Source organism: Simplicispira metamorpha (assembly GCF_004341365.1).
Classification (GTDB): Bacteria; Pseudomonadota; Gammaproteobacteria; order Burkholderiales; family Burkholderiaceae_C; genus Simplicispira; species Simplicispira metamorpha.
In genome coordinates this window covers 48,914-74,432 of sequence record NZ_SLXH01000024.1, presented here as the reverse complement: position 1 = coordinate 74,432, position 25,519 = coordinate 48,914, and the positions used below count along the sequence as shown (strand labels likewise).

General features: G+C 67.1%; 17 protein-coding genes and 1 pseudogene. 9 read left to right on the top strand and 9 right to left on the bottom strand.

The window, feature by feature from the left end; genetic code table 11:
* Positions 1-96 precede the first annotated feature (96 nt).
* Positions 97-304, top strand: a pseudogene (locus EV674_RS12960) (IS3 family transposase); the annotation flags it as partial.
* Between the two features lie 543 nt (positions 305-847).
* Here the strand turns inward: EV674_RS12960 and EV674_RS12955 are convergent.
* The 5 genes from EV674_RS12955 to EV674_RS12935 all read right to left on the bottom strand — a co-directional run bounded on the left by EV674_RS12955 (position 848) and on the right by EV674_RS12935 (position 7,802).
* On the bottom strand, positions 848-1,840 hold the full coding sequence (locus tag EV674_RS12955; RefSeq protein ID WP_119013688.1) for a helix-turn-helix domain-containing protein: 993 nt from the start codon (positions 1,838-1,840) through the stop codon (positions 848-850).
* Between the two features lie 43 nt (positions 1,841-1,883).
* A complete protein-coding gene (locus EV674_RS12950; protein ID WP_132750448.1) occupies positions 1,884-3,923 on the bottom strand; it encodes a cellulase family glycosylhydrolase in 2,040 nt (679 codons plus the stop codon).
* Positions 3,924-3,969: 46 nt separating this feature from the next.
* Positions 3,970-5,553 carry a serine hydrolase gene (locus EV674_RS12945; protein ID WP_165887101.1) on the bottom strand — a complete coding sequence of 528 codons (1,584 nt, stop codon included), beginning with the start codon at positions 5,551-5,553 and terminating at the stop codon, positions 3,970-3,972.
* A gap of 294 nt (positions 5,554-5,847) precedes the next feature.
* Entirely contained in the window at positions 5,848-6,798 is a 951-nt protein-coding gene (locus EV674_RS12940; RefSeq protein WP_132750447.1) for an alpha/beta hydrolase family protein, read from the bottom strand.
* The gene (locus tag EV674_RS12935; protein WP_241524965.1) at positions 6,795-7,802 is read right to left on the bottom strand and encodes a helix-turn-helix domain-containing protein; all 1,008 of its coding nucleotides are present in this window, start codon (positions 7,800-7,802) and stop codon (positions 6,795-6,797) included. The genes EV674_RS12940 and EV674_RS12935 overlap by 4 nt, the downstream gene beginning before the upstream one ends.
* A gap of 342 nt (positions 7,803-8,144) precedes the next feature.
* Between EV674_RS12935 and EV674_RS12930 the strand changes: the two genes are divergently transcribed.
* On the top strand, positions 8,145-11,306 hold the full coding sequence (locus EV674_RS12930; RefSeq protein ID WP_119013692.1) for a DUF4214 domain-containing protein: 3,162 nt from the start codon (positions 8,145-8,147) through the stop codon (positions 11,304-11,306).
* Between the two features lie 90 nt (positions 11,307-11,396).
* Here EV674_RS12930 and uvrA read toward each other — a convergent pair whose 3' ends face one another.
* A complete protein-coding gene (gene uvrA / locus EV674_RS12925) occupies positions 11,397-14,444 on the bottom strand; it encodes an excinuclease ABC subunit UvrA (protein ID WP_119013693.1) in 3,048 nt (1,015 codons plus the stop codon).
* Positions 14,445-14,599: 155 nt separating this feature from the next.
* Here uvrA and EV674_RS12920 point away from each other — a divergent pair, with 155 nt between their 5' ends.
* From EV674_RS12920 to EV674_RS12910, 3 genes are all read left to right on the top strand, one after another.
* Complete coding sequence (locus tag EV674_RS12920) at positions 14,600-15,778, top strand: MFS transporter (RefSeq protein ID WP_119013694.1); 1,179 nt, start codon at positions 14,600-14,602, stop codon at positions 15,776-15,778.
* A 105-nt stretch (positions 15,779-15,883) separates the two neighbouring features.
* The gene (ssb, locus tag EV674_RS12915; RefSeq protein WP_119013695.1) at positions 15,884-16,468 is read left to right on the top strand and encodes a single-stranded DNA-binding protein; all 585 of its coding nucleotides are present in this window, start codon (positions 15,884-15,886) and stop codon (positions 16,466-16,468) included.
* Between the two features lie 155 nt (positions 16,469-16,623).
* Positions 16,624-18,000, top strand: coding sequence for a diguanylate cyclase (locus EV674_RS12910; protein WP_119013696.1), 1,377 nt, complete (start codon positions 16,624-16,626; stop codon positions 17,998-18,000).
* A gap of 71 nt (positions 18,001-18,071) precedes the next feature.
* On the opposite strand, the gene mnmA is transcribed toward EV674_RS12910, so the two are convergent.
* From mnmA to EV674_RS12895, 3 genes are all read right to left on the bottom strand, one after another.
* Positions 18,072-19,250 carry a tRNA 2-thiouridine(34) synthase MnmA gene (mnmA, locus tag EV674_RS12905; RefSeq protein WP_119013697.1) on the bottom strand — a complete coding sequence of 393 codons (1,179 nt, stop codon included), beginning with the start codon at positions 19,248-19,250 and terminating at the stop codon, positions 18,072-18,074.
* A 212-nt stretch (positions 19,251-19,462) separates the two neighbouring features.
* A complete protein-coding gene (gene map / locus EV674_RS12900) occupies positions 19,463-20,230 on the bottom strand; it encodes a type I methionyl aminopeptidase (protein WP_119013698.1) in 768 nt (255 codons plus the stop codon).
* Positions 20,227-20,439 carry a ParD-like family protein gene (locus EV674_RS12895; RefSeq protein ID WP_119013741.1) on the bottom strand — a complete coding sequence of 71 codons (213 nt, stop codon included), beginning with the start codon at positions 20,437-20,439 and terminating at the stop codon, positions 20,227-20,229. The genes map and EV674_RS12895 overlap by 4 nt, the downstream gene beginning before the upstream one ends.
* A gap of 356 nt (positions 20,440-20,795) precedes the next feature.
* Between EV674_RS12895 and EV674_RS12890 the strand changes: the two genes are divergently transcribed.
* The 4 genes from EV674_RS12890 to EV674_RS12875 all read left to right on the top strand — a co-directional run bounded on the left by EV674_RS12890 (position 20,796) and on the right by EV674_RS12875 (position 25,508).
* A complete protein-coding gene (locus tag EV674_RS12890; RefSeq protein ID WP_119013699.1) occupies positions 20,796-21,740 on the top strand; it encodes a LysR family transcriptional regulator in 945 nt (314 codons plus the stop codon).
* A 104-nt stretch (positions 21,741-21,844) separates the two neighbouring features.
* Positions 21,845-23,296, top strand: coding sequence for an FAD-dependent tricarballylate dehydrogenase TcuA (tcuA, locus tag EV674_RS12885; RefSeq protein ID WP_119013700.1), 1,452 nt, complete (start codon positions 21,845-21,847; stop codon positions 23,294-23,296).
* The gene (tcuB, locus tag EV674_RS12880; RefSeq protein WP_119013701.1) at positions 23,283-24,467 is read left to right on the top strand and encodes a tricarballylate utilization 4Fe-4S protein TcuB; all 1,185 of its coding nucleotides are present in this window, start codon (positions 23,283-23,285) and stop codon (positions 24,465-24,467) included. Before tcuA ends, tcuB begins: the two co-directional genes overlap by 14 nt.
* Positions 24,468-24,530: 63 nt before the next feature.
* Positions 24,531-25,508 carry a Bug family tripartite tricarboxylate transporter substrate binding protein gene (locus EV674_RS12875; protein WP_119013702.1) on the top strand — a complete coding sequence of 326 codons (978 nt, stop codon included), beginning with the start codon at positions 24,531-24,533 and terminating at the stop codon, positions 25,506-25,508.
* Positions 25,509-25,519 lie beyond the last annotated feature (11 nt).

The following is a 25,519-nucleotide window of genomic DNA, read 5'->3' as shown; positions in this document are numbered from 1 at the left end:
CTCCCAAAGGGTTCGTGGACGGCAGCCTCGCTCGCTCGCATGTGGCAACCGCGCGGGTTATCAAGGCTGGGCGGGAAACACCTTGAAAGGGGTGGCCGTAAGGGCAACTGCTTTGACAATGCGGCAATTGAGAGCTTCTTCGGCACCCTGAAGGTTGAGTATTTCCATACTTGCAGCACCCAGCAGCCTTGATGCGCTCGAAGCGGGCGTGCATAATTACGTCAATTACTACAACCACGAGCGCATCAAGCTCGGATTGAACGGGCTCAGCCCGGTGGGATACCGGCTGAGAAACACCGCCTAGTTGGCGCGATGGCAACCGTCCAACTTCTGGGGGTCAGTTCAAACCCGAGGTGGTTCAGTTGGCAGACCCGCTCCAATTCCTGTCCATCGAGCAGGTAAAGAATCCGGGCAAAAGTATCGTGGGAGGTAATGCCTGAGGGCATGGGCACCAGGCACTCAAACCAGGCCTGATGCAGCTTGCCAAACTCAACGCCTCCACCCAGTTGTCTGCACCTGCGATGGCGGTGCACAGTGCGATGGTCAACATGGTTTGCAGATCTTGGCGGCGTGTGCCATTGCTCTGGAGGGGTGTGCCAAGCGCAAACAGCCACGCGAGCATGACCGGCACCTATAGAAGGCGCGCCACCTTGTCGAGAACTTCTTTCCGCGCCTCAAGCAATACCGGGCCATTGTTACGCGTTATGCCAAGATGGCACGCAGTTTTTTTGGGTGCCATTTATTTGGCTGCTGCCATGGTCTGGCTCAGCTGAGTGGGCTATATGACCGTTGAGTTCACCCAGGCATCGATTGATGACACGCCCGAATGAATGACTAGGCCGTTTATTTAGCGCCCCCACCCTCGTTCGTGCCACTCCGTGGGTGAGAGCCCGAAGCGCGTGCGGAACAGCTTGCTGAAGTCCGACGGGTCGCCAAAGCCGCAGCGCCACGCCAGTGCGCCCACGTGCAGGCGCGGGCTCTGCTCGATTAGGCCCCGGGCGCGCTGTAGGCGCAGCTCGCGCAGCGTGCCCATCACCGTCTGGCCCTGCGCGGCGAAGGCCTCGTACAGCCGCGTGCGCGAGCAGCCCGCGCCGCGCGCTATTGAACCGGCGTCCAAGCCATGGGTGTGGGCGTGCAGCTCCATGAAACGTAGCGCCGCCGCGTGGCGGCCGGCATGCAGGTTCTCCCGCGCGTCCGGCAGGTCCACGCCCGCGCCCTGGCGGCCCAGGTTGCGCAGCATGAGCAGCGCCAGCGCGCGCGTGGCGTCCAGCAGGCCAGCGTATTCCGCCGCGTCGATGCGCTGGGGCTGGCGCACGAGCAGCGCCAGGTGGCCCAGTTGCGCGGCCAGCGCCGGCGCCAGCGTGCAGTGCCCGGGCGCTATCGCCAGATTGCCCGGCTCGCGCCCCAGCGCCGCCTGCGCCACGTCGCGCGGCAATGCCAGGAACGCCTCGCACGAGCCTTCACTCCAGCGGTAGCTGCCCATGCGCCACGGGTCGTACAGGCCGAGCGCGCCGGGTCCGGTGCGCTGGTGCTCGCCGGGCGCGGCGTCGCGCAGCATCTCGCCCGACTGGATCAGCGTGAGCACCACCATGCCGGGCGCATGCGCCATGCGCTGCGCCGCCGCACGCATCTCGTAGGCCGAAGAGCGCATGGTGCCGAACACGCAATCACCGCCGCCGCGCAGCATCAGCAGCTCGGCGTCGAGCACCGCGCCGGGTGGCGGCGGCAGCATTTCCACCCACTGGTGGGCGCGCTCGCGCCAGGCGTCGAAGCGCAGCGCCAGCTCCACGTCGTGGGTGTGCAGGCGCTCCAGCGTGCAGGGTGGTGCGGCAGGGGGCATGCGACGGATTATGGGGAAGGCCGCCCGGGCATGTCCGCCGGCCTCACTTGAAATACGGCGACAGCGCCTTCAGCAAGCCCTCGGGGTGGTCAGCGCTGGTGAGCGGCACCAGCGCGTCCACGTCGTAGGCGACATCGCCGTGGAAGGGAACCCAGTAGGAGTCCTTGGCGTTCCACATGCCGAAGACGCCGGTCTTGGACTGGCACAGCACCGGGCCATAGGCATGGATGCCGAACGTGGACTCGGTATTGTCCGGACCACCGTTGCGCTTCCAGTTGGAGTTCTGCCACTCGAAGATGGAGAAGCCCTTGACCAGGGACCGCGGGTTGGCGTCCATGTATTCGCGCACCGCGCTGGCCTGGCCCAGCACCGCGTTCACCTTGGCATCGACCGAGCCGATGCCGATGTTGTTCGTGCCCAGCTCGGTGATGACCAGCGGCACGCCCAGGTTCAGGTTGTCGTAGGCCTGCAGGATGTTGTCGCGCAGGTCGTTGCCGGTCTTGAGCTTGAAGGTCTGCACCGCGTTGTAGAAGCGGCTCTGGTAGACATCGGCCGGCAACTGCTTGCGCAGCTCCTCGTAGAACGTCTTCTCGTCGGCATTGCTGACGGGCACCGTCATGTAGTGGTCCGGCGCGAGCTTGTGGAGCAGGCTGGCCACGTGCGCGGCCTTGGGGAACAGCGCCTGCCAAGTCTGGTCCTCCTTCGGCAGATCGAGCTCGTTGCCGATGCTGAAGGAGTGCACCGCCGGGTGGATGGCGCCGTTCTTCTTCACGCTGGCCACGATCTGCGTGACGGTGAGGTCGATGTTGTCCCACGGGCGGTTGTTGCCGTCCTGGTTCTTGAAGTTGTAGTTCGAGACCGGGATGATGACCTTGATGCCCAGCGACTGCGCCTTGTCCAGGAAGGCGATGTGGCCGTTGCCGCCCGTGGTCCATTTGTCGGAGCCGCGCTGGTAGTTGTAGTCGTACAGGCGGATCAGGTTCACCCCCTGCGCGGCCATGGCCTCCAGGTCGTTGCGCCCGCAGCCGTCCTTGCTGCCCCACAAGGCCTGGAAGGCGCTGGAGGTGGTGTCGGAATCGAAGAACGCCCCCGTGGGGTTGCTCTGGAACTTGGCCGGAATGGCCGAGTACGCCACGCCGCGCCACGGCTGCTCGAACACGCTGGCGGGCGAGGCGCGGTCGCCCGCGTCGACGAACACGATGGCGTTGCGCAGCGTCCCCTGGCCCGGCAGGCTCGCCCCGGCCAGCGGCACGGCGGCAAAGCTCAGGCTGCGCGTGGCGCTGTCGTACACCGGGTCGGACAGCGTCAGCGGCACGATGCCGTAGTTGCCATTGCCCGGATCACCGGCCACGGAGGCGTTGGGCAGCGCATCGCCGAAGCGCTTGTCCCAGACATTGACGAAGTTGCCCAGGCTCTCGAAGTCGCCGGCGCGCGCCGGCGCGTTGTTCATCCACAGCACGTCTTCATCCACGTCCTGCAGCACCAGCCGCTGGCCGCCCTTGCCATCGGATTGCAGCGCGGTGCGGCCCGCCGCCATGGCGAAGGTCGAGCCCTGCGCGGGCGCCTGCAGGTTGTTGAGCAGCGTCACCACCGGCAGGGTGAAGCTGCCTGCGCTCGCCCCCAGGCCGGGGGATGCCTTGGCCACGCGCAGCTCCAGGCGCAGCGTGCGCGTGGCGCCGTCGTACTGCGCTGCCTGCACGCTGCCGAACACCGCATGTACGCCGCTGGCGTTCTGGAACTGCAGCAGGGCATTCGGCGCCACACCGCCATACACACGCTGCCAGTCGGTACCCACGAAGTTCTCGACGCGGGCCTCGCCCGTCTCGCGCGCCGGGCGGTCGCTGTACCAGTCCACCCCGGGCTCGACGCCCGTCAGGGTCACGCTGAGCGTCTGCCCGGCGGCCACCGCGCCGGCCTGCCCGGCATCGGCCGACAGCACGTAGATGCGTTTCGTCACGTCGCCAGTGTTCGGGGTGGTGCCACCGTCGCCGCCGCCGCAGGCCGCCAGCAGCAGGGCGCAGGACAGCGCCAAGGCGCTGGCCGGGAAAAAGCGGGGTGTCTCGCGTCGTGCGGGGGGCGTCATGGTAGGTCTCCTTCTGGAAATGTTTGCGCAGGGAACCGGCCCCCTGTCACTGGCCATCGGCCACGAGCGCGAAAAGGCCGCGCGCCGTGTCTTCGCCGAAATATTCGATCTGCATCTGCACGGCGCGCTGTCCGCCATCCAGGCTGAACTGCACGACCGACACCGAGCCGGGTGGCGCGCTCTCGCCATCGGGCGTGAAAACGAACTGGTCGCCGCTCCAGTGGCGCAGCCGGTAGCGCACCCGCGCCGGGCCGAGCACGAGGTCAAGCGCATCGCCGCTGCGCTGCACCTCGGCGCCGCCGTAGTAGGCGCTGGCGTAGCGCCCGGCGTATTGCGCCAGCGGCTGGGGCGGCAGCGGCGCGGCGGGCGGCTGCTGGCCCGCCAGTGCGCCCAACGGGCGGTACAGGCCGCGCATCTTTTCCTGCATCACGGCGAGCCAGTCGGTGCTGGGCGCACCCGGCGCGGCATCGCCCAACGCCTGCTCGCCAAAGGCCAGCGCAATGGCCTCGGCCAGGCCGCGCGGCTGGGCATTGGTGAGCACGGTGATGCCCAGATCCGCCTGCGGCCAGAGGATGAACGCGGTGTGCGCGCCCAGCAGGAACGCGCCCGAATGCGAAACGCTGGGGTGGCCGTGCGGATCGGGCCCCACGTTGAAGCCATAGCCATAGGTGCCGCCGGGGCGCGCCGTCATCGCCGCCTGCAGCGCCGCCGCGTTGGCCAGTTGCCGCCCCTGCCAGTGGCCCTGGGCCAGCACCAGCGCCATCCAGCGCGCCATGTCGGCTGCGCTGGCGCTGACGCCGCCCGCGGGCGACTGCGCATCGGGCTGGCGCGGGGGCTGCTGCACGGCGTAGCGCGCAGGCGAGGCGCCGTAGCTGGCCGCGCTGATGCCGGCCTGCACATGGCCCCAGGCGCGGTTCTCGCGTGCGGCGAAATCGGCGTAGCGCGAACTGGTGCGCGCCATGCCCAGCGGCTGGTACAGCGTCTGCTCGGACAGCGTGGCCCAGTCCGTGCCGCGCGCCTGGGCCATGGCCTCGGCGGCGGCCGTCAGGCCGAAGTTGGTGTAGGCGTAGCTGCCGTAGGGGTTCAGCGCCGCGTGGCGCAGGCGCTGCAGCACCTCGGCGCGCGTGTGGCCCAGGTCTTCGAGCAGGTCGCCCGCGTGGTCCGGCAGGCCGCTGCGGTGCGCATACAGGTCGCCCAGGGTCAGGCGGGCGTTGTCCTGCGCCTCGGCGTAGCCCAGGGCGAAGCCGGGCAGCAGGTGCTGCACGGGCGTGTTCCATCCGATGGCATGCCGAGCATCCACCGCCAGGCCCTGCATTTGCCCGGCCATGACGGTGGCGCCCACGGACTTGGACAGCGAGGCGAGCTGGAACACCGTGTCGGCGTCCACCGGCGCGTCGCCATCCACCCGACGCACGCCGAAGCCGCGCGCATACAGCATCTCGCCCCGGTACACCACCGCCACGGCCACGCCCGGCACGCCGGTGCGCGCCATCCACTGCGGCACCAGGGTGTCGAGGTCGGCTGCGGCCTGCCGCACCGCGCCTGGCGCCGCCGTGCCGCCACAGGCGCCCAGTGCGCACGCCAGGCCGGCCAGCGCGCCAAGGCGAAGAAGGGAAAGGGTGGGAAACATGGCTTGCTGCGGGTGTCGTGGTTTTGTCGCTTCGACTGTAGGCACGGTCCCGGGGGCGAGGGGCAACGATCTGGTGGTGATTCGTCCCAGGTTGGGGGAATGCGTCCCACCTGGAGGTGGGGCGGGATGCGGCAGGAGCGCGCGCAAGCGCGAGAGACTCTGTTTTTGATAGCTGCCAGCGCTTTCCTGGTAGGCGCTGGAGCCGTTTTTCATGAATGAAACGCTGGACGTTTCAGAAACCCACGGCCCATGAACCCGGCACGGACCAAGCCAGCGAACGCCGCGCAAGGGCACTTATGGAGAAACAGGCCAGGGCATGGACACGATCTGCGGTGCCGGCGTCCCAGGTTGAGGAAGGGCGTCCCGCACGCCCGTCAAAACACCTCGTCCAGCCAGTCCATGGAGACGGCGGCGGAGTAGGCCAGATTGCCCGTCTGGCAGTGGCCGTCGGTGCCCTCCTCGCCGCTGCCCACCAGGCCATGTAGGCGTGCAGATCGACGATGGGCGAATTGGCGAATTGGCGATCAGCGCGCGAATGCGCGGCTCGTGCGCCGCCATGCGCGTGGCGAAGTAGCCGCCGTAGCTGATGCCCATGAGCGCCACGCGGCGCGGGTCGGTGCCCCGGCGTGCCAGCAGGAAGTCCAGCGCCGCGTGGGCGATGACCTCATATTCCGGCACGAAGGCCAGGCCGGGGTACCCGCGCAGCGTGTCTATCTGCCCCGGCCCCGTGACCAGCAGCAGGTGGTAGCCGCGCTCCAGCGCTGCGCGGCCGTAGGCCAGCCAGGTTTCCTCCAGCGTGCAGTCGTAGCCGCTGATGATGATCAGCGTCTTGCCCTGCCTGCGGCCCGACTGCGGCGCGCGGAAGTAGTACCCGGGCAGCAGCTTGTTGCCGAAGGGCATAGCCGCCTCCTCGCACGCCTGCGCGTCCTCCTCCTGGCGTACGGCAGCGGCGGCGAACTCGTTCACCCAGCTCTCCGGCTGTCCGTTCTGGATGCGCTGAGCCAGCGCGAAGCACTCCCCCACTGAGGCGCCGCCGTAGCGCGCGGCGCCGAGCTGGCGCATGGGCTGGAAGTCCATCTCGACATCGGCGAAGCCAGTCACGCGCGTTGCGCCGCGCTCGGTGCCCGTGGACGCTGCCGTGGCGGCCCGCGCCGGGGGCGCCAGCATCGGCCATGCCAGCCCGACGGCGGCCGCCATGAAGCCGCGCCGCCGCGCCAAGGGTTGTTGTAGGGGGGCATCGTTCAACTCTGTTCGTGGTGGGTGTCCGTGTGCGTCCGTTGGTGCCATTCGGTGGGCGAGAGCCCGAAGCGCGCGCGGAACAGCTTGCTGAAGCCCGAGGCGTCGGCAAAGCCGCAGCGCCACGCCAGCCCGCCCACATGCAGCCGGGCGCTTTGCTCGATGCCGCGCCGCGCGCGTTGCAGGCGCAGCTCGCGCAGCGCGCCCATCACGGTCTGGCCCTGCGCCGCGAAGGCCTCGTACAGCCGCGTGCGCGAGCAGCCCGCGCCGCGCGCTATGGAAGCCGCATCCAGGTCGTGCCTGTGCGCCTGCTGCTCCATGAAGTGCAGCGCCGCCGCATGGCGGCCCGCGTGCAGGCATTCGTGCAGATCGGGCAGGTCGGCGCCCAGGCCCTGGCGGCCCAGGTTGCGCAGCATGAGCAGCGCCAGCGCGCGCGTGGCGTCCAGCACCCCGCCGTACTCCACGTTGTCGAGTTGCCCGGGCTGGCGCACCAGCAGCGCCAGATGGCCGAGCTGGCTGGCCAGCATGGGCGCCAGCGCGCAGCGCTGCGGCAGCAGCAGCGTGTTCTCCGGCTTGTGCCCGAGCGTGTCCCACACCAGGCGGCGCGGCAGCGCCAGGTAGGTCTGGCGCGCCCCGGCGCCCCAGCGGTAGCAGCCTTCCTGCTCGGGCACGTACATGCCCAGCATGCCCGCCGTGGCGTGCTGGTGCTCGCCCGGCGCGGCGTTCAGCCGCATTTCGCCGGCCTGGAGCAGCGAGAGCACCACCATGTCCTCCGCCGGAGGCACGTGCTGCGGGCCGGTGCGCATTTCGTAGGCGGTGGAGCGCTTGGTGCCGAAGAAGCTGGCCTGCCCGCGCAGCAGCGACCAGGAGGCGTCGAGCTCCTCACCCGGCGACAGGGGCTGCACATCCACCCAGTTGTGCGCCACGTCGCGCCAGTAATCCAGGCGAATGGCCGGATCGACTTCGCTGGAGGACCAGTGCTCCAGCACGCAGGACGCGGGGGTGGGTGTCATGGCGACGGATTGTAGGCAGCGGCATTCCGCGGCAGCAGGCTTGGCACGCGCTGCCGCCGGACGCATTTCCTCAACCTGGGACGTCGGCACCCAAGATCGTTCACGGCACGGCCGCCATCCGTTCCTAGACTTGCTTGCGATGGCGACCGCAGGCCGCCACTGCGGCCAGAACCATCCACCCGGCACCCCGTTCCGCCATGCACCAGCGCATGCCCCGCGCCCGGCGGGCTTGCGCTGGCGGCACTGCGTCCGCAGCACGGGTTTGAAGCCGAATCGGCCGGAAACGACTGCCAGACAAGCGCAAGCAGCTATCAAAACAAGAGTTCATCGAAGGAAAACACCATGCTTCCCCGCCACCTGTTGCTCCCCCTGCTGCTGGCCTGCGCGGCCAGTGGCGCCCAGGCCGCCATCTGCCGCGCCGCGCCCACGGCCAGCGGCAGCGCCGACGGCGCCACCTGGGCCGACGCGATGACGCTGCAAGCCGCCTTGGGCAACGGCGGCTGCGATGAAATCTGGCTGAAGCAAGGCCTGTACAAGCCCGGCACCCAGCGCGACGCCACCTTCGCCATCAACCGGCCGCTGCAGCTCTACGGCGGCTTCGTGGGCGGCGAGACGGCGCGCGGCCAACGCGGCACCAACAGCCGCCTGACGGTGCTGTCGGGCGACATCGACGGCAACGACAGCGCCGACGCCAACGGCATCGTGCTGGATGCCAGCGACCAGAGCGGCGCCAACAGCTACAACGTGGTGTACCTGCGGATCAACTCTGCCAACCCCGCCCTCACCCGTGCCAACACCGTCATCGACGGCCTGACCATCACCGCCGGACGGGCCGACGGCGGCAGTGGCAACAGCGGGGGCGGCGGACTGCGCTGCAATGCGCAGGACGGCGCATGCAGCCCGACCCTGCGCAACCTCACCTTCAGCGGCAACTACGCCAGTTCCGGCGGCGCCCTCTTCAACTCGGGGTACAACGGCGAAGCCAGCCCGCTCATCTCGCACGCCACGTTCACCGGCAACGTGTCGGGCGGCTCCGGCGGCGCCATCTACAACAGTGTTTCCGGCACGGGCAGCAGTAGCCCCCGCGTCGAACAATCCACCTTCAGCGTCAACCGGGCTACCGGGGGTGGCGGGGCAGGCGGCGGCGCCATCCTCAACACCAGCCCGGCCCAGCTCGACGTCGCGTTCTCCACGTTCCACGGCAACACGGCCACCAACCGGGGGGGCGCGATCGCCAACATCGGCAGCGCCCACGCCACCATCACCGCATCGGTCTTCTGGGCCAATACCGCCAACTTGGGGGCGCAGATCTTCCTTGACTGGGACACCGGCACCACCGCCCTCGGCGGCAACCTGGTGCAGGGCGGCTGCGGCAGCGTATACGCGGTCCCCAACGCCGTCTGCAGCGGCAACCCATTGACCAGCGACCCCCTGCTCGGCGCGCTGGCCGACAACGGCGGCCCCACCTGGACGCTGCTGCCCAGCGCCACCAGCCCGGCCGTGGGCACCACCGCCACCTGCAACGCGGGCGACACCGACCAGCGCGGCGTTGCACGGCCCAACGGCTTCTGTACCATCGGCGCGGTGGAGCGGCAGTTCGGCCTGCCTGGTTTCCCGGCCAGCATCAGCACCACCAACGACCAAGTGCGCCAGATCACCCTGGATTGGTCGCCCGTTGCATACGCGGCGGCCTACGTGGTGGTGACGGTGCCGGGCGGCCAGGAGGTTTGCCGCACCTCGGCCACCGCCTGCGTGGTGACGGGGCTGGAAAACGGCCAGACTTACAACTTCGCGCTGACCGCGCTCAGTGAGGCAGGCAGTGGTTTGCCCGCCGGGTTCTCAGGCAGCACCCTGGCCCTGCCCGGCACGCCCGCCAGCTTCACCACACCCGGTGCCGAGGTGCGCCAGACCACGCTGTCATGGACGGCGCCCGGCACAGGCGGCGCAGTGGAGCGCTACATCGTCACCAACGCCGATACCAGCACCGAGGTGTGCAACGTGCCCGCGTCCAGCACCAGTTGCGTGGTAGGCAGCCTGACCAACGGCACGGCCTACCACTTCGCTCTGCTGGCACGCAACGCCGCGGGCGACAGCAGTATGCGCACCGCAGACGCCACCACCCAGGCCCTGCCGGATGCGCCCGCGCACGTCACCGCTGCTGCGGGGAACGGCCAGGCCACGGTGGCATGGGTCGCACCCGCACGCGACGGCGGCGGCGCCATCACTGGCTACACCGTCACCGGAACTCCCAGCGGCACTTGTACGCCCAACCCAGCCACCTCCATCACCTGCACCGTGAGTGGTCTAGTCAATGGCACGGCCTACACTTTCAGCGTGATAGCCACCAATGCTGCGGGAGACAGCGCACCATCGGCCACTGCTTCAGCAACGCCGGTGGCACCGCCGCCACCTCGTCCTGGCCCCGTCCCTGTCAACGGCCAGTGCGGCGCCAGCCACGGCCAGACTCTGCCCGTAGTACCCCAAACTAATCTGTGCGTGCGCGGCACGGCCAGCGCCGTCAGCGGCATAGGTCCCTGGAGCTGGAGCTGCAGCGGTCAGTACGGCGGTCGCAGCGCCAGCTGCAGCGCCAGCATCAGCACCTACTTGGTCATGGCCACGGCGGGCGAAGGCGGGCGCATCAGCCCCCCGCAGCGCAGCGTAGACCACGGCAAGAGCACCAGCTTCAGCGTACAGGCCGACAGTGGCTACCGCCTTGCCAGTGTCAGCGGCTGCAATGGCAGTTTGACGGGTACCCGCTACTTCATTGCCAGTGTCACGGGCGCGTGCCGTGTCCAGGCCACGTTCACCAACGCCCCCACACCCACCCAAGGCCCGGTGCTGGATGAAGACTTTGTGCGCCAGCAGTACCTGGACTTTCTCCACCGCGCGGCCGATGGCCCAGGCCTGGCCTATTGGCACGAGCAGTTGCGCAGCGGCCAGATCCGCCGCGCCGAGCTGGTGCAGCGCTTTGTGGCCTCCACCGAGTTCCAAGGCCGCATTGCACCCATCGGGCGTCTGTACTTTGCCTACTTTGGTCGGGTGCCCGACTACGCCGGTTTGCAGTTCTGGATCAACACCATGTACCCGCAAGGCACGCCTTCGGGCCTGGATCTGCACAGTGTCTCGCAAGGGTTTGCGGCTTCGGTTGAGTTTGAGCGCACCTACGGCACACTGACTGACCCGGACTTTGTGCAGCTGGTGTACCGCAACGTGCTCGATCGCGAACCCGACAGTGCGGGTCAGGCACACTGGCTGGACCAACTGCAAAACGGCCTGTCACGCGGCAGCATGATGGCGCACTTCTCAGAGTCTGCGGAGTACCAGGACTTCACCCAAGACGCCAACCAGGTGGTGATGGCCTACGTGGGATTGCTGCGCCGCTCGCCAGAGGCGGCAGGTTTTGAGCACTGGCTCAACTACCTCGAACAAGGTGGCAGTTTTATCCAGTTGATTGACGGCTTTTTGCGTGCGCCGGAATACAACCTGCGCTTTGCTGGGCCCTAAAGCGCAGGGCACACCGCATGCCCATGGGGCCGGGCAGCCCACCGTGCGGCAGCGTCAGCTGTGGGTGGGTTGGCCATGGGGTTGTATGGCTCAAGTTCTCTGGCCCGCCAGATAGGGCGCCAGATACCGCCCGGTGTGGCTGGCCGGGTTGGCTGCCACCTGCTCCGGCGTGCCCTGCGCCACCACGTTGCCGCCGCCCGCACCGCCTTCGGGGCCCATGTCGATGAGCCAATCGGCGGTTTTGATGACGTCCAGGTTGTGCTCGATGACGACGATGGTGTTGCCCGCGTCGCGCAGCTGGTGCAGCACTTTGAGCAGCAGATCAATGTCGGCAAAGTGCAGCCCGGTGGTGGGCTCGTCCAGGATGTAGAGCGTGCGGCCCGTGTCGCGTTTGCTCAGTTCCTGCGCCAGTTTCACGCGCTGGGCCTCGCCGCCCGAGAGCGTGGTGGCGCTCTGGCCCAGGCGGATGTATGACAGGCCCACATCCAGCAGCGTTTGCAGCTTGCGCGCAATCGTGGGCACGTCTTTGAAGAAAGTGGCGGCGTCTTCCACCGTCAGCTCCAGAATCTGCGCGATGTTTTTGCCCTTCCACAGCACCTCCAGCGTCTCGCGGTTGTAGCGCTGGCCGTGGCAGATGTCGCAGGGCACGTACACGTCGGGCAGGAAGTGCATCTCCACCTTCACCACACCGTCGCCCTGGCAGGCTTCGCAGCGGCCACCGGCCACGTTGAAACTGAAGCGCCCGGGGCCGTAGCCACGCTCTTTGGCGGTGTTGACCTCGGCCATCAGCTCGCGAATCGGCGTGAACAGGCCCGTGTAGGTGGCCGGGTTGCTGCGCGGCGTGCGGCCAATGGGCGATTGATCGACGTTGATGACCTTGTCAAAGTATTCGATGCCAATGATTTCTTCGTGCGCCGCAGGTTCATCGTGCGCGCGGTAGAGCTGGCGGGCCACGGCTTTGTGCAGGGTGTCGTTGACCAGCGTGCTTTTGCCCGATCCCGACACGCCCGTGACACAGGTCAGCAGCCCCACGGGAAAGTCCACGCTGGCGTTTTTCAGGTTGTTGCCCGTGGCGCCCACCACGCGCAGCGTCTGCAACGCGCCCTGGCGCGCGTGGTGCTCGGCCATGCGTTCGGCGCGGCGCTTGCTGGCCTCGGTTTGCGGAAACCGGGACTTGGCCTTGGCCTCGGCGGGCACGGCCTGCTCCAGCGCTGGCAGCCACGGGGTGCGCCGCTGCGGCACGGCGATTTTCAGTGCCCCCGAGAGGTATTGCCCGGTGAGCGACTGCGCTGTGGCGCGCACTTCGTCAAACGTGCCCTGCGCCATCACGCGGCCACCGTGCACGCCTGCGCCCGGGCCCATGTCGATGATCTGGTCGGCCGCGCGCATCATGTCCTCGTCGTGCTCGACCACGATCACGCTGTTGCCGATATTGCGCAGGTGTTGCAGCGTGGCAATCAGCCGGTCGTTGTCGCGCTGGTGCAGGCCGATGCTGGGTTCATCGAGCACGTACATCACGCCCGTCAGGCCCGAGCCGATCTGGCTGGCCAGCCGGATGCGCTGGGCCTCGCCGCCGCTGAGGGTTTCGGCGCTGCGGTCCAGGCTCAAATAGTTCAGGCCCACGTCGTTCAAAAATTGCAGCCGCGTGGCGATTTCTCGCACCACCTTGTCGGCAATGTCGGCCTTGGCACCCGTCAGCTGCAACTGCGTGAACCAGGCGTGTGCTTCACTCAGCGTGGCGTGGCTCACCTCAAAAATCGCGCGGGCCTGCGCGCCCTCGCCCACTTTGACGTGGCGCGCCTCGCGGCGCAGGCGTGCTCCCGCACATTCCGGGCACGGCAAGGTGCTGCGCAGGCGGGCCAGATCTTCGCGCACCACGGTGGAGTCGGTTTCGCGGTAGCGCCGCGCTATGTTGGGCAGGATGCCCTCGAACGGGTGCTGCTTGATGATGGGCTTGCCCTTATTGGGGCCGCTGTCGAGGAAGTAGCTGAAAGCGATGGCTTCGTCGCCCGAGCCGTGCAGCACAGCGTTTTGCACTTTCTCGGGCAGGCTCTCGAACGGTGCCTCGGTGTCGAACTGGTAGTGCGCGGCCAGGCTTTGCAACATCGCAAAGTAGTAGCCGTTGCGCCGGTCCCAGCCCTTGATGGCGCCGCTGGCCAGGCTCAAGGAGGGGAAGGCCACCACCCGCGCGGCATCAAACACCTCGTTCTGGCCCAGGCCGTCACAGGTCGGACAGGCGCCGATGGGCGAGTTGAACGAGAACAGGCGTGGCTCCAGCTCGCCCAGGGAGTAGCTGCACACCGGGCAGGCGAATTTGCTGCTGAACAGGTGCTCGGCGCCGGTGTCGATCTCCAGTGCCAGCACGCGCCCGCCCGCGTCCTGGCCGCCCACACGCAGGGCGGCCTCAAAGCTTTCGGCCAGGCGCTGTTGCAGGTCGGCACGTACCTTGACGCGGTCAATCACCACGTCGATGTCGTGTTTTTCGGTTTTTTTAAGCGGGGGGAGCTGTTCGTGGGCGTAAATCTGGCCATCGACCCGAAAACGCACGTAGCCACGCGCCTGCATCTGTGCAAACAGCTCGGTGAACTCGCCCTTCTTGCCGCGTGCCACGGGCGCCAGCACCATCAGTTTGGTGTCGGCAGGCAGGGCCAGCACGGTATCGACCATCTGGCTGACGGTTTGTGCAGCCAGCGCCAGGCCGTGGTCGGGGCAATGCGGGGTGCCCGCGCGGGCGTACAACAGGCGCAGGTAGTCGTGGATCTCGGTCACCGTGCCCACGGTGGAGCGCGGGTTGTGGCTGGTGGCCTTTTGCTCAATGCTGATGGCGGGCGACAGGCCCTCGATCAAGTCCACATCGGGCTTGTCGAGCCGGCCCAGGAACTGGCGCGCGTAGGCCGACAGGCTCTCGACGTAGCGGCGCTGGCCTTCGGCATACAGCGTATCGAACGCCAGGCTGGATTTGCCCGAGCCCGACAGCCCCGTAATCACCACCAGCTGGTTGCGCGGGATGTCCAGGTCGATGTTCTTGAGGTTGTGCGTGCGCGCGCCACGGATGCTGATGCGCTGCTCGCGCAGGGCCTGCGCCAGGGGGCGGCCTTCGGTGGGCCGTTCGTCAAGAGGGGGAAGGGTGTCGGGCATCGGCAAGGCGCAGAAAAAAGTCGAACTGACCATGATAGGTCAGCAGCCTTGCGCCGCGCCCGCCGTACCCCCATGGGCGAGAATCCACGGGTTCGTTCATTTTTCCGCGCCCATCCCCCGTGCCCGCCCCGCAGTCCTCCCCCCCCTCCTCCTCCATGACGCCATTGGAGCGCCGCTCCAGCATCAGTCTGGCCTTGATTTTTGCCCTGCGCATGCTGGGCCTGTTTCTGGTGTTGCCCGTGTTTGCGCTGGAGGCGCGCCACTACCCCGGCGGCAGCGACCCGGCCATGGTCGGGCTGGCCATGGGCCTGTACGGCCTGACGCAGGCCTTTTTGCAATTGCCGCTGGGCATCGCCTCCGACCGTTTTGGGCGCAAGCGCGTCATCGTGCTGGGCCTGCTAGTGTTTGCGGCGGGCAGCCTGCTGGCGGCGCTGGCCGATTCGCTCATGGGGCTGATGGTGGGGCGGGCGCTGCAAGGTGCGGGCGCGGTGTCGGCAGCCGTCACCGCCTTGCTGGCCGACCAGACGCGCGATGTGGTGCGCACCAAAGCCATGGCGCTGGTGGGCGGCAGCATCGGCCTGATGTTTGCCCTGGCCCTGGTGGTGGCGCCCCTGCTGGCCGCGCACATCGGTCTGGCCGGGTTGTTTGCACTGACGGGGGCGCTGGCCCTGGGCGGTGTGGCCACCGTGATCTGGTGGGTGCCGCCCGAGCCCGCACAACATGCCAACGCCCCGCGCGGGCGCATGGCCGATGTCTGGAAACACCCCGACCTGCTGCGCCTGAACCTGGGCGTGTTCGTGCTGCACACGGTGCAGATGGCTATGTGGGTGGCCGTGCCCGCGCTGCTGGTGCAGGCCGGGCTGGCCAAGGGCCTGCACTGGCAGGTGTACCTGCCTGCCGTGCTGGTGTCGTTCCTGGCCATGGGCGGCTTGTTTGCCCTGGAGCGGCGCGGGCGCCTGCGCGCGGCCCTGCTGGTGGCGATTGCGCTGGTGCTGCTGGTGCAACTGGGCCTGGGCTGGCTGGCACAGGGCGGCGCGGTGCCCACGGTGTGGTCGCTGGGGGCTTTGCTGCTGGTGTTTTTCTGCGGGTTTAACGCACTGGAGGCCAGCCAGCCCAGCCTGGTCTCGCGCATGGCGCCAGCGCAGCTGCGCGGCGCGGCGCTGGGCACCTACAACACGCTGCAATCGCTGGGCCTGTTTGCGGGCGGCGCACTGGGCGGTGCGCTGTTGCAATGGGCCGGGGCAACGGGTCTGTTTGCCGCCACCGCGCTGCTGTGCGCGCTGTGGCTGGCGCTGACCTGGACGCTCCAGCCGGTGGGGCGCGCGTCCCACTGACGCGCGGCCCCAAATCCACCCCCAGACGCCGCAGGAATTTTCTGCCTTGCGGCACAATCAGCCGTTTGGCGCGCACAGCGCCACCCAACTTCGAGGCAGAGCAGCATGGCATCCATCAACAAAGTCATCATCGTCGGCAACCTGGGGCGTGACCCGGAAATGCGCACCTTCCCCAGCGGTGACCAGGTGGCCAACGTGACCATTGCCACCACCGACAAATGGAAAGACAAGCAAACCGGCGAAATGCGCGAAGCCACCGAGTGGCACCGCGTGGTGTTCAATGGCCGTCTGGCAGAAATCGTCGGGCAGTACCTGCGCAAAGGCTCGCAGGTGTACGTCGAGGGCAGCTTGCGCACGCGCAAGTGGACTGACCAGGCCGGCGTAGAAAAGTACAGCACCGAAATCCGCGCCGACCAGATGCAGATGCTGGGCGGGCGCCAGGGCATGGGCGGCGCGCCCGGCCAAGGCCAGGGCGGCTATGGCGAAGAGCAGCACGGCGGCGGTTTTGGCGGTGGCTACGGCGGCGATGCCGGTGGCTACGAGCAGGCCCCGCGCCGTGCCGCCCCCGCAGCCGCACCGCGCCCGATGGCAGCGCCCACGCCCCGCATGGCCCCGGCACCTGCACCCATGGCAGCGCCCCCGCGCGCCGCCTCGGGGTTTGATGACATGGACGATGACATCCCGTTCTGACGCCTGCTGTGGATTGAGTTTCTGGCCATGGCCCACCTGGGGCTCGCAGCCTTTCGGGGCTGCGGGCCTTTTTGCTTTGACTGCGCTGCGCCAACCCGCTTGCGGGAGGGCCGCACGCCCCTTGTCTGGATGGCGCGCCCGCCACCACCGCCTGCATGTCCCACCACTCTGACGAACAACACGCCGCCGAATGGCGCCACCTGCTGCACCGCTACAGCGCACCGGTGCGCCAACAGGTGCGTGCCCTGGCCGCCATGCACCGCCATATGCTGGCCAGCCACTTTTACGTCCAGATGATGCAGGACAAGGTGGCCTCCACCTACCTCTCCCACGAGCAGGTACACAGCCGCCTGCACGCCTCCATGCAGACCTGGCTGACCGGGGTGTTTGCGCTGGGGCCGCACGACGATCTCATGCCTGCGGTGGCGCAGCAAAACAAGATCGGTGAAGTCCATGCGCGCATCGACGTGCCGGTCAACCTGGTGCTGCGCGGCGCCCGCAGCCTGAAAGAAAAAATGCACGCCCTGCTCCAGGACGATGCCAGTCTGGATGGTGCGCAGCGCGCTGCCGCCGGGCAGCTGGTCACCCAGGTGATCGACCTGACCATGGAGATCATGAGCCAGGCCTACTCCACCTCGCGCGACCGCAACTCGCGCGCCAAAGAGGCCTACCGCCTGTTTGCCGTGGCGCAAAACGTCTCTACCGAACGCGAGCGCCGCCGCGCCGCCCTGCTCGACTGGGAAAACCAGCTCATGTTCGACCACGCCGTGGGCCTGCAACCGGGGCAACTGCCGCGCCTGGGCATGTCGGAGTTTGGCCTGTGGTTTCGCCACAAGGGCGCGCACGCCTTCCAGGGCGCCAGCGAGACAGAAACCATCCTGCACGCCATGCAGCGCATCGACGAGGTGCTGCTGCCCGCCTTTGCCCAGCCCGGCAGCGAAGGCCAGCGCATCCCCCAGCTGCGCGAACTGCGCGAGCACAGCAAGCACATCGCCTTCCACCTGGACGCCCTGTTCGAGCAGAACAGCGAACTCGAAGCCGGGCGCGACGTGCTCACCCGCCTGCTCAACCGCAAGTTCTTGCCCGTGGTGCTGGGCAAATCGGTAGACCACGCGCGCAGCAACGGCGCCAGCTTTGCCGTGTTGGCCATCGACATCGACCACTTCAAGCAGATCAACGACGGCCACGGCCACGAAGCGGGCGACATGGTGTTGCAGCAAATGGCCAGCCTGCTCACGCACCACACGCGCGGCGGCGACTACCTGTTCCGCCTGGGCGGCGAAGAGTTTTTGCTGCTGCTGGTGGATACCCCGCTGGCCGGTGCCCGCCGCGCCGCAGAAAAACTGTGCGCCCAGGTGGCCGCAGAAGCCTTCCACCTGCCGCGCGATCAGACTGCGCAAGTCACCGTCAGCATTGGCGTGGCCGCCTTCAATGGCCACCCTGATTACCAGACCCTGCTGCGCCGGGCCGACGCTGCCCTCTACCAGGTCAAGCACGCCGGGCGCAACGGCGTGGTCGTGGCCGCCGATTGAGCCACGGCATTTACTCTCTTATTGATAGCTGGTAGCGCCCACCGTGCGGGCCTTAGAGGCCGATTTGGGTGTTAATTTTTGGCGCTGGCCGGTGCAGGGACTGGTGTGTCCACCGCTGCAATCACGCCGCCGCCCAGGCAAACCTCGCCGTCGTACAGCACCGCGCTCTGGCCGGGCGTGACGGCCCACTGCGCATCGGCAAAATCCAGCGCAAAACCGCTGCCGTCGGCGCGCACCACGGTGCAGGCCGCGTCGGGCTGGCGGTAGCGCGTCTTGGCCGCATACGCGCCGGGGGTGGGCGGCTGGCCCGCGCACCAGCTGGCGTCCTGGGCCTGCAACTGGTGCGACAGCAGCCACGGGTGGTCGTGGCCCTGCACCACGCGCAGCACGTTTTTGTCCAGGTCTTTGCGCGCCACAAACCAGGGCTCGTGCTCGCCCACGCCGCGCTGGCCGCGCTCTTGGGCCGCCTTCAGCTCGGCGCCCTTGGCTTTCACGCCGCCAATCCCTAAGCCCTGGCGCTGGCCCAGCGTGTAAAAGCTCAGGCCCACATGGCGCCCCAGCGTGCGGCCCTTGTCGTCCTGAATCGGCCCGGGCGCGTGGGCGATGTAACGGTTCAGAAACTCCCGGAAGGGCCGCTCGCCGATAAAGCAAATGCCCGTCGAATCTTTCTTCTTGGCGTTGGGCAGGCCAATCTCGGCGGCGATGCGGCGCACCTCGGTCTTGTGCAGCTCGCCCACGGGGAACAGCGTTTTGGCCAGCTGCGCCTGCGTCAGGCGGTGCAGAAAGTAGCTCTGGTCTTTGGTCGGGTCCAGCCCTTTGAGCAGCTCGAACAGGCCGGTGGCCGTGTTCTGGCGCACGCGCGCGTAGTGCCCGGTGGCGATTTTTTCGGCGCCCAGGCGCATGGCGTGGTCGAGGAACGCCTTGAACTTGATCTCGGCGTTGCACAGCACATCGGGGTTGGGCGTGCGCCCGGCCTGGTACTCGCGCAGGAACTCGGCGAACACGCGGTCTTTGTACTCGGCGGCAAAGTTGACGTGCTCAATTTCGATGCCGATCACATCGGCCACGGCGGCGGCGTCCACGAAGTCGATGTTGGACGAGCAGTATTCGCTGTCGTCATCGTCTTCCCAGTTTTTCATGAAGATGCCGACCACCTCGTGGCCTTGCTGTTTGAGAAGGTAGGCCGTGACGGCAGAGTCCACTCCGCCCGAGAGGCCTACGACAACGCGCTGTTTGGTATGGGCAGTCATTGGCCCGATTGTATTTTTATGCGCTGAACGACTGGGGAGGGGGCGCAGGACGGGTAGCGGCCTGTGGGGCATACGCATGGTGGGGGTTGGGGGCGGCGGCTATCGGCCAATGTCGATCCTTCACGATCGCTGAGTGAATGTCCGTTGACATTCAGCGTTTTGCCATTGAGTGGACTCTTTTCTCAAACGCTCGGCCCACGGCCGTCAAACCATCAACTGGGCACCCTTTCCTCGGAACGCAACGTCAAGACCTGTACGCCATTCCGGGTCACGGCCACGGTGTGTTCAAACTGTGCCGACAGTCGCCCGTCGCGCGTGACGACCGTCCAGCCATCTTCGTCGGTTCGAACAGAAGGTCGTCCCTGGTTGATCATGGGCTCAATGGTGAACACCATGCCTTCCTGCAACAACAAACCCGTTTGCGGCTTTCCCCAATGCAGCACTTGCGGCTCCTCGTGCATTTCACGCCCGATGCCATGTCCGCAATATTCCCTGACGACCGAATAACCGTTTCTGCGTGCGTGCCGCTCAATGGCGTGGCCTACATCGCCAAGTCGGGCGCCGGGGCGAACCGCCTTGATCCCTTTCCACATCGCTTCGTAAGTCACTTGTACGAGCCGTTTGGCCAGTGGAGACACCTCTCCCACCAAATAGGTCTTGCTGGAATCGGCGATGTAGCCATTTTTTTCCAGCGTGATGTCGAAATTAACGATGTCCCCGCTGTGCAGGATATCTGTCGCGGACGGAACACCGTGGCAAACAACACGGTTGCGTGAAGCGTTGAGCGCGTAGGCGTACCCGTACTGCCCTTTGCTTGCCGGACGTGCCTGGAGTTCGTTGACGATGAAGCCATCGATCAGATCGTTGACCTGCAGGGTAGACATGCCGATCAGGTTCATTTGATCCAGATAGCCAAAAACGTCCGCCAGTAACTGGCCCGCCTGCGCCATCAAGGCGATTTCTTCAGGGCGCTTGGTCACGTCGAAGCCACCTTGACGGCTTGCGGCGCGACGCCTGCGCCTTTCAGTTCACGGGTGGCTATCTCATTGAAACTCAGCGTCGGATTCATTTCGCACAACATGCCAACCTTGATCCAGAAGGCTGTTTGCGAGTTGATCGACCGGCATGAGACGGTGCTTGCCTTGCGTATCTGATCGTGCAATTCGTCGTCGATATTCACGATGCCCACGTCGCTCTCCATATATGAAACATTTACGAATCATATATTCAAACCATCTGGCAGGGCAAGCGCTTCGCGACCTTCGAGACGCAGGTTTGCGAATTTCAGCTACAAAAGGTGAGGTGACGCATGCGGATCGAGCGCGCCATGGACCGCCCGCTCTGGAGCTGCAAGCAGGCGTCCGCGCCGAGGCGGATGAGGGTCGCTTTGGGTCGATAGCTGCAACCCCCATGGCAGAGTGAGCCGCTCCAGTCAAATTCAACCCAGGTTTCCCCCCTCCAAACCGCTGGCGAATTCTCCAGGGAACCTGACCCCTGCGCCAAGGGCCATGAATCGCCTGGCCTATTGTGCGACCATCGCCCCCCATGGAACTGCGCCAACTCCGCTACTTTGTCCGCATCGTCGAACTCGGCTCCATGGGCCGGGCAGCGCTGGATTTGGGCATGGTGCAGTCGGCCCTGAGCCAGCAGATCAGCCGCCTGGAGGGCGAGCTGTCCACCCGGCTGCTGCAACGCACGGCCAAGGGCGCGGTGCCCACCGAGGCGGGGCTGGCGTTTTTCCGCGAGGCGCAGTTGGCGCTGCGCCACGCCGACCAGGCCGCGCGCGCGGCGCAGCAGGCGCGGCTGACGGGCACGGTGAGCGTGGGCCTGTCGCCCACCACGGCCTCGGTGCTGGGCGTGCCGCTGATGCGCGCCATGCACCAGCGCTACCCCGACGTGCGCCTGCACATGGTGGGCAGCTTGTCGGGCCACCTGTCCAACATGCTCAACGCGCGCCAGCTCGATCTGGCTGTGCTGTTCGACACCCAGCCCGCGCGCCGCTGGAGCGTGCTGCCGCTGCTGGAAGAGCGCCTGTTCTTGATCCGCTCGGCCCGCCACCCGGCGCAGGCGCCCGCACTCACGGGCAAGGTGGCGCTGGCACAGCTGGGCGATGAGCCGCTGATCCTGCCCACCGGCCCGCACGGCCTGCGCAGCCGCCTGGATGCGGCCTTTGCCCAGGCGCGCGTGGCGCCGCGCATGGCCATGGAAATCGACTCGCTGGCGCTGTTGATGGACGCGGTGGACATGGGCCTGGGCAGCACCATCCAGCCCTGGGCTGCCGTGGGCCGCTACCCCGACGCCGCGCAGCGCTTTGCCATGGCCGAGATCGCCGATGCCCCGGCCTACCGGCCCGCCGCGCTGTGCAGTCTGTCGGACGATGAACTCTCGCCCGCCGCCCTGGCCGCGCGCGTGGTGCTGGCCGACTGCGTGCGTGAACTGGTGCAGTCGGGCCAGTGGATTGGCGCCAGGCTGGCTACCGCCGCACACTAAACCCATCACGATCCGTGATGGGGCCATGCCCGCAGGCCCCCTGCGCAAGCGGCGGCGTTCTTTCTACATTCTGCTACCCCTCTGAATGATGAAAAGAACAGCCCATGAGCCCCGATGTACTGGTGATTGGTGGCGGTAACGCCGCCCTGTGCGCCGCGCTGATGGCCCGCGAGGCCGGTGCCAGCGTACTGCTGCTGGAAGCGGCGCCGCGTGCCTGGCGCGGCGGTAACTCCGGCCACACGCGCAACCTGCGCTGCATGCACGATGCGCCGCAAGACGTGCTGGTCGATGCCTACCCCGAAGAGGAATACTGGCAAGACCTGCTCAAAGTGACCGGCGGCCTGACCAACGAGCACCTGGCGCGCCTGACCATCCGTGCCTCCAGCCATTGCCGCGACTGGATGCGCAGCCATGGCGTGCATTTTCAGCCGCCGCTGTCGGGGGCGCTGCACGTGGCGCGCACCAACGCTTTTTTCATGGGCGGGGGCAAGGCGCTGGTCAATGCCTATTACCGCAGCGCAGAGAAGCTGGGTGTGCAAATCCGCTACGAGTCGCCCGTGGAGCGCATCGAGATGGAGCAGGGCCGCTTTGTGGCCGCGCACTGCAACGGCGAGCGCATCACCGCCAAAGCCTGCGTGCTGGCGGCGGGCGGCTTTGAGTCCAACCGCGAATGGCTGCGCGAGGCCTGGGGCCAGAACGAGCGCGGCGAGTGGCCCGCCGACAACTTTTTGATCCGGGGCACGGCCTACAACAAGGGCGTACTGCTCAAACACTTGCTCGATGACCACGGCGCCGACCGCATCGGCGACCCCACGCAGGCGCACATGGTGGCCATCGACGCGCGCGCGCCGCTCTACGACGGCGGCATCTGCACGCGCATTGACTGCGTGTCGCTGGGCGTGGTGGTGAACCGCGACGGCGAACGCTTTTACGACGAGGGCGAAGATTTCTGGCCCAAGCGCTATGCCATCTGGGGCCGCCTGGTGGCGCAGCAGCCGGGGCAGATTGGCTATTCGATCATCGACGCCAAGGCCATTGGCCGCTTCATGCCACCGGTGTTTCCGGGCGTCAAAGCCGACACGCTGCCCGAGCTGGCCCAAAAGCTGGGCCTGCCCGTGGACACCTTCATGCGCTCGCTGAACGCCTACAACGCCGCCTGCCGCGTGGGCACGTTCGACCACACCGCGCTGGACGATTGCCATACCGAAGGCGTCACGCCCGCCAAGACGCACTGGGCGCGGCCCATCGACACGGGGCCGTTCTACGGCTACGCGCTCAAGCCCGGCGTCACCTTCACCTACCTGGGCCTGCACACCGACGACACGGCGGCCGTGCGCTTCAACAACGTGCCCAGCAGCAACCTGTTTGTGGCCGGCGAAATGATGGCCGGCAACGTGCTGGGCAAGGGCTACACGGCGGGCGTGGGCATGAGCATTGGCACCGCGTTTGGCCGCATTGCGGGCACCAATGCCGCTTGGGCATCAAAACAGCCTCCAGCCCTTGCGCAGAAAGCGCCATTAGCTACAAAAAAAGGAGCAAACAATGCAAACGCTTGAAGCCCTGACGCGCGACGCCCGGGCGCTGGCCAATGGCGACATCGTGCTGTCCGCCCCCGAAACCGAGGTGGCCCGCCAGCTGCAAATCTGCAACGCCTGCCGCTACTGCGAGGGCTTTTGTGCCGTGTTCCCGGCCATGACGCGGCGGCTGGAGTTTGGCAAGGCCGACATCCATTTTTTGGCCAACCTGTGCCACAACTGCGGCGCCTGCCTGCACGCCTGCCAGTACGCGCCGCCGCACGAGTTTGCCGTCAACATCCCGCAGTCCATGGCCCAGGTGCGCGGCCAGACCTATGCCGACTACGCCTGGCCGCCTGCGCTGGGCCAGCTCTACCAGCGCCAGGGGCTGACGCTGTCGCTGGCGCTGGTGGCGGCGCTCACGCTGTTTCTGGTGCTGGGCGCTGTGCTGCAAGGCGGTGGCGTGGGTGCGCTGTGGGGGGCTGACCTGGGCGGCAACTTCTACAGTTTGTTCCCGCACAACCTGCTGGTGGGCCTGTTTGCGCCGGTGTTTTTGTTTGTGGTGCTGGCGCTGGGCATGGGCGTGCGCGGCTTCTGGAAGAACATCAAACCCGCCACCAGCGGCGTGGACGTGAGCGCGCCCGCCGCTGCCGAGGCCACCGATGCCGTGCTGCGCCTGAAGTACCTGGACGGCGGCCACGGCGACGGCTGCCACAACGAGGACGACGCCTACACCCTCAAGCGCCGCCGCGCCCACCACCTGACCTTCTACGGCTTCTTGCTGTGCTTTGCCGCCACCAGCGTGGGCACGGTGTACCACTACGTGTTCGGCTGGGCCGCGCCCTACGACCTGCCCAGCCTGCCCAAGCTCTTGGGCGCCGTGGGCGGTGTGATGCTGGTGCTGGGCACGGCAGGGCTGTGGCACCTGAACCGCACCCGCCACGCCCTGCACGGCGATGCCGCACAAAAACCCATGGACCTGGGCTTTATCGCCCTGCTGTTTCTGGTGTCGGCCAGCGGTCTGGCGCTGTGGCTGGGCCGGGGCACACCCGCCCTGGCGCTGCTGCTGTGCCTGCACCTGGGCGCGGTGATGGCGCTGTTTGCCACGCTGCCCTACGGCAAGTTTGCCCACGGCGTGTTCCGCACCGCCTCGCTGCTCCGCCATGCCGTGGAAAAGCGCCAGCCCAACCCGATTGGCCTGGGCGCGGATTGAGTGCCCGCAGAAAGCACGTTTTTTCTTTTTCCCACCATCCATCACCCCACGAGGAGACCCCCCATGAACAAACGCCTGTTGCTGCGCGCCACCGCGCTGGCTGCATCCACCTTGCTGCTGGCGGGCGCCGCCAGCGCCCAGGACTTTCCCCCGAAAAAACCCGTCACGCTGGTGGTCGGTTTTGCGGCGGGCGGTGCAGCCGATGCGGCAGCGCGCCTGATCGCCAAAAAGCTGGGCGAGAACATTGGCCAGTCGGTGGTGGTGGACAACAAGGGCGGTGCGGGCGGCAACATCGCCCACCAGTTCGTGGCCAACGCGGCGGCTGATGGCTCGGTGCTGCTGTTTGGTTCGGTTGGCCCGTTGACCATTGCCCCGCACCTGATGAAGCTGCCCTACGACCCGTTCAAAGACCTGGCGGCGGTGTCGGGCGGCGTCAACTTCCCCAACGTGCTGGTCGTACACAAAGGCGCAGGCGCCAAGACGCTGGCCGAGTTCATTCAGCTCTCGAAAAAGAAGCCCGGCAGCGTGGACTTTGCCTCTACCGGCGCCGGTTCGGCCTCGCACCTGGCGGGCGAACTGTTCAACCAGCGCGCGGGCGTGGACATGACCCACGTGCCCTACAAGGGCGGTGCCCCGGCACTGCAAGACCTGCTGGGCGGGCGCATCACCTCGTACTTTGCTGCGCCGCCCACGGCCCTGCCGCATGTGGAAGCGGGCACGCTGATTCCGCTGGCCACCACCGGCCTGACGCGCCCGGCGTACATGCCCAACATCCCCACCGTGGCCGAATCGGGTTTTCCGGGGTTTGAGGCGCTGAACTGGTACGCCTTTGTGGCCCCCGGCAAAACGCCCGCGCCACTGCTGGACCGCTGGAACAAGGAAATCGTCAAGGTGCTCAACGACCCGGGCGTGAAAGATGCGTTGAACAAGCACGGCCTGACGCCGCAGCCCACCACGCGGGCCGAACTCACCGCCTTCATGAAGAAAGAGTCCACCCAGTGGGCCACCATCATCAAGGAGCGCAAGCTCACGGCGGATTGAGTCGATGGCAG

Coding starts and splice junctions, on each gene's coding strand:
- EV674_RS12955 (WP_119013688.1), bottom strand. CDS start 1,840: ATGCCCCCTGCCGCACCACCCTGCACGCTGGAGCGCCTGCACACCCAC.
- EV674_RS12950 (WP_132750448.1), bottom strand. CDS start 3,923: ATGACGCCCCCCGCACGACGCGAGACACCCCGCTTTTTCCCGGCCAGC.
- EV674_RS12945 (WP_165887101.1), bottom strand. CDS start 5,553: ATGTTTCCCACCCTTTCCCTTCTTCGCCTTGGCGCGCTGGCCGGCCTG.
- EV674_RS12935 (WP_241524965.1), bottom strand. CDS start 7,802: ATGACACCCACCCCCGCGTCCTGCGTGCTGGAGCACTGGTCCTCCAGC.
- EV674_RS12930 (WP_119013692.1), top strand. CDS start 8,145: ATGCTTCCCCGCCACCTGTTGCTCCCCCTGCTGCTGGCCTGCGCGGCC.
- uvrA (WP_119013693.1), bottom strand. CDS start 14,444: ATGCCCGACACCCTTCCCCCTCTTGACGAACGGCCCACCGAAGGCCGC.
- EV674_RS12920 (WP_119013694.1), top strand. CDS start 14,600: ATGACGCCATTGGAGCGCCGCTCCAGCATCAGTCTGGCCTTGATTTTT.
- ssb (WP_119013695.1), top strand. CDS start 15,884: ATGGCATCCATCAACAAAGTCATCATCGTCGGCAACCTGGGGCGTGAC.
- EV674_RS12910 (WP_119013696.1), top strand. CDS start 16,624: ATGTCCCACCACTCTGACGAACAACACGCCGCCGAATGGCGCCACCTG.
- mnmA (WP_119013697.1), bottom strand. CDS start 19,250: ATGACTGCCCATACCAAACAGCGCGTTGTCGTAGGCCTCTCGGGCGGA.
- EV674_RS12890 (WP_119013699.1), top strand. CDS start 20,796: ATGGAACTGCGCCAACTCCGCTACTTTGTCCGCATCGTCGAACTCGGC.
- tcuA (WP_119013700.1), top strand. CDS start 21,845: ATGAGCCCCGATGTACTGGTGATTGGTGGCGGTAACGCCGCCCTGTGC.
- tcuB (WP_119013701.1), top strand. CDS start 23,283: ATGCAAACGCTTGAAGCCCTGACGCGCGACGCCCGGGCGCTGGCCAAT.
- EV674_RS12875 (WP_119013702.1), top strand. CDS start 24,531: ATGAACAAACGCCTGTTGCTGCGCGCCACCGCGCTGGCTGCATCCACC.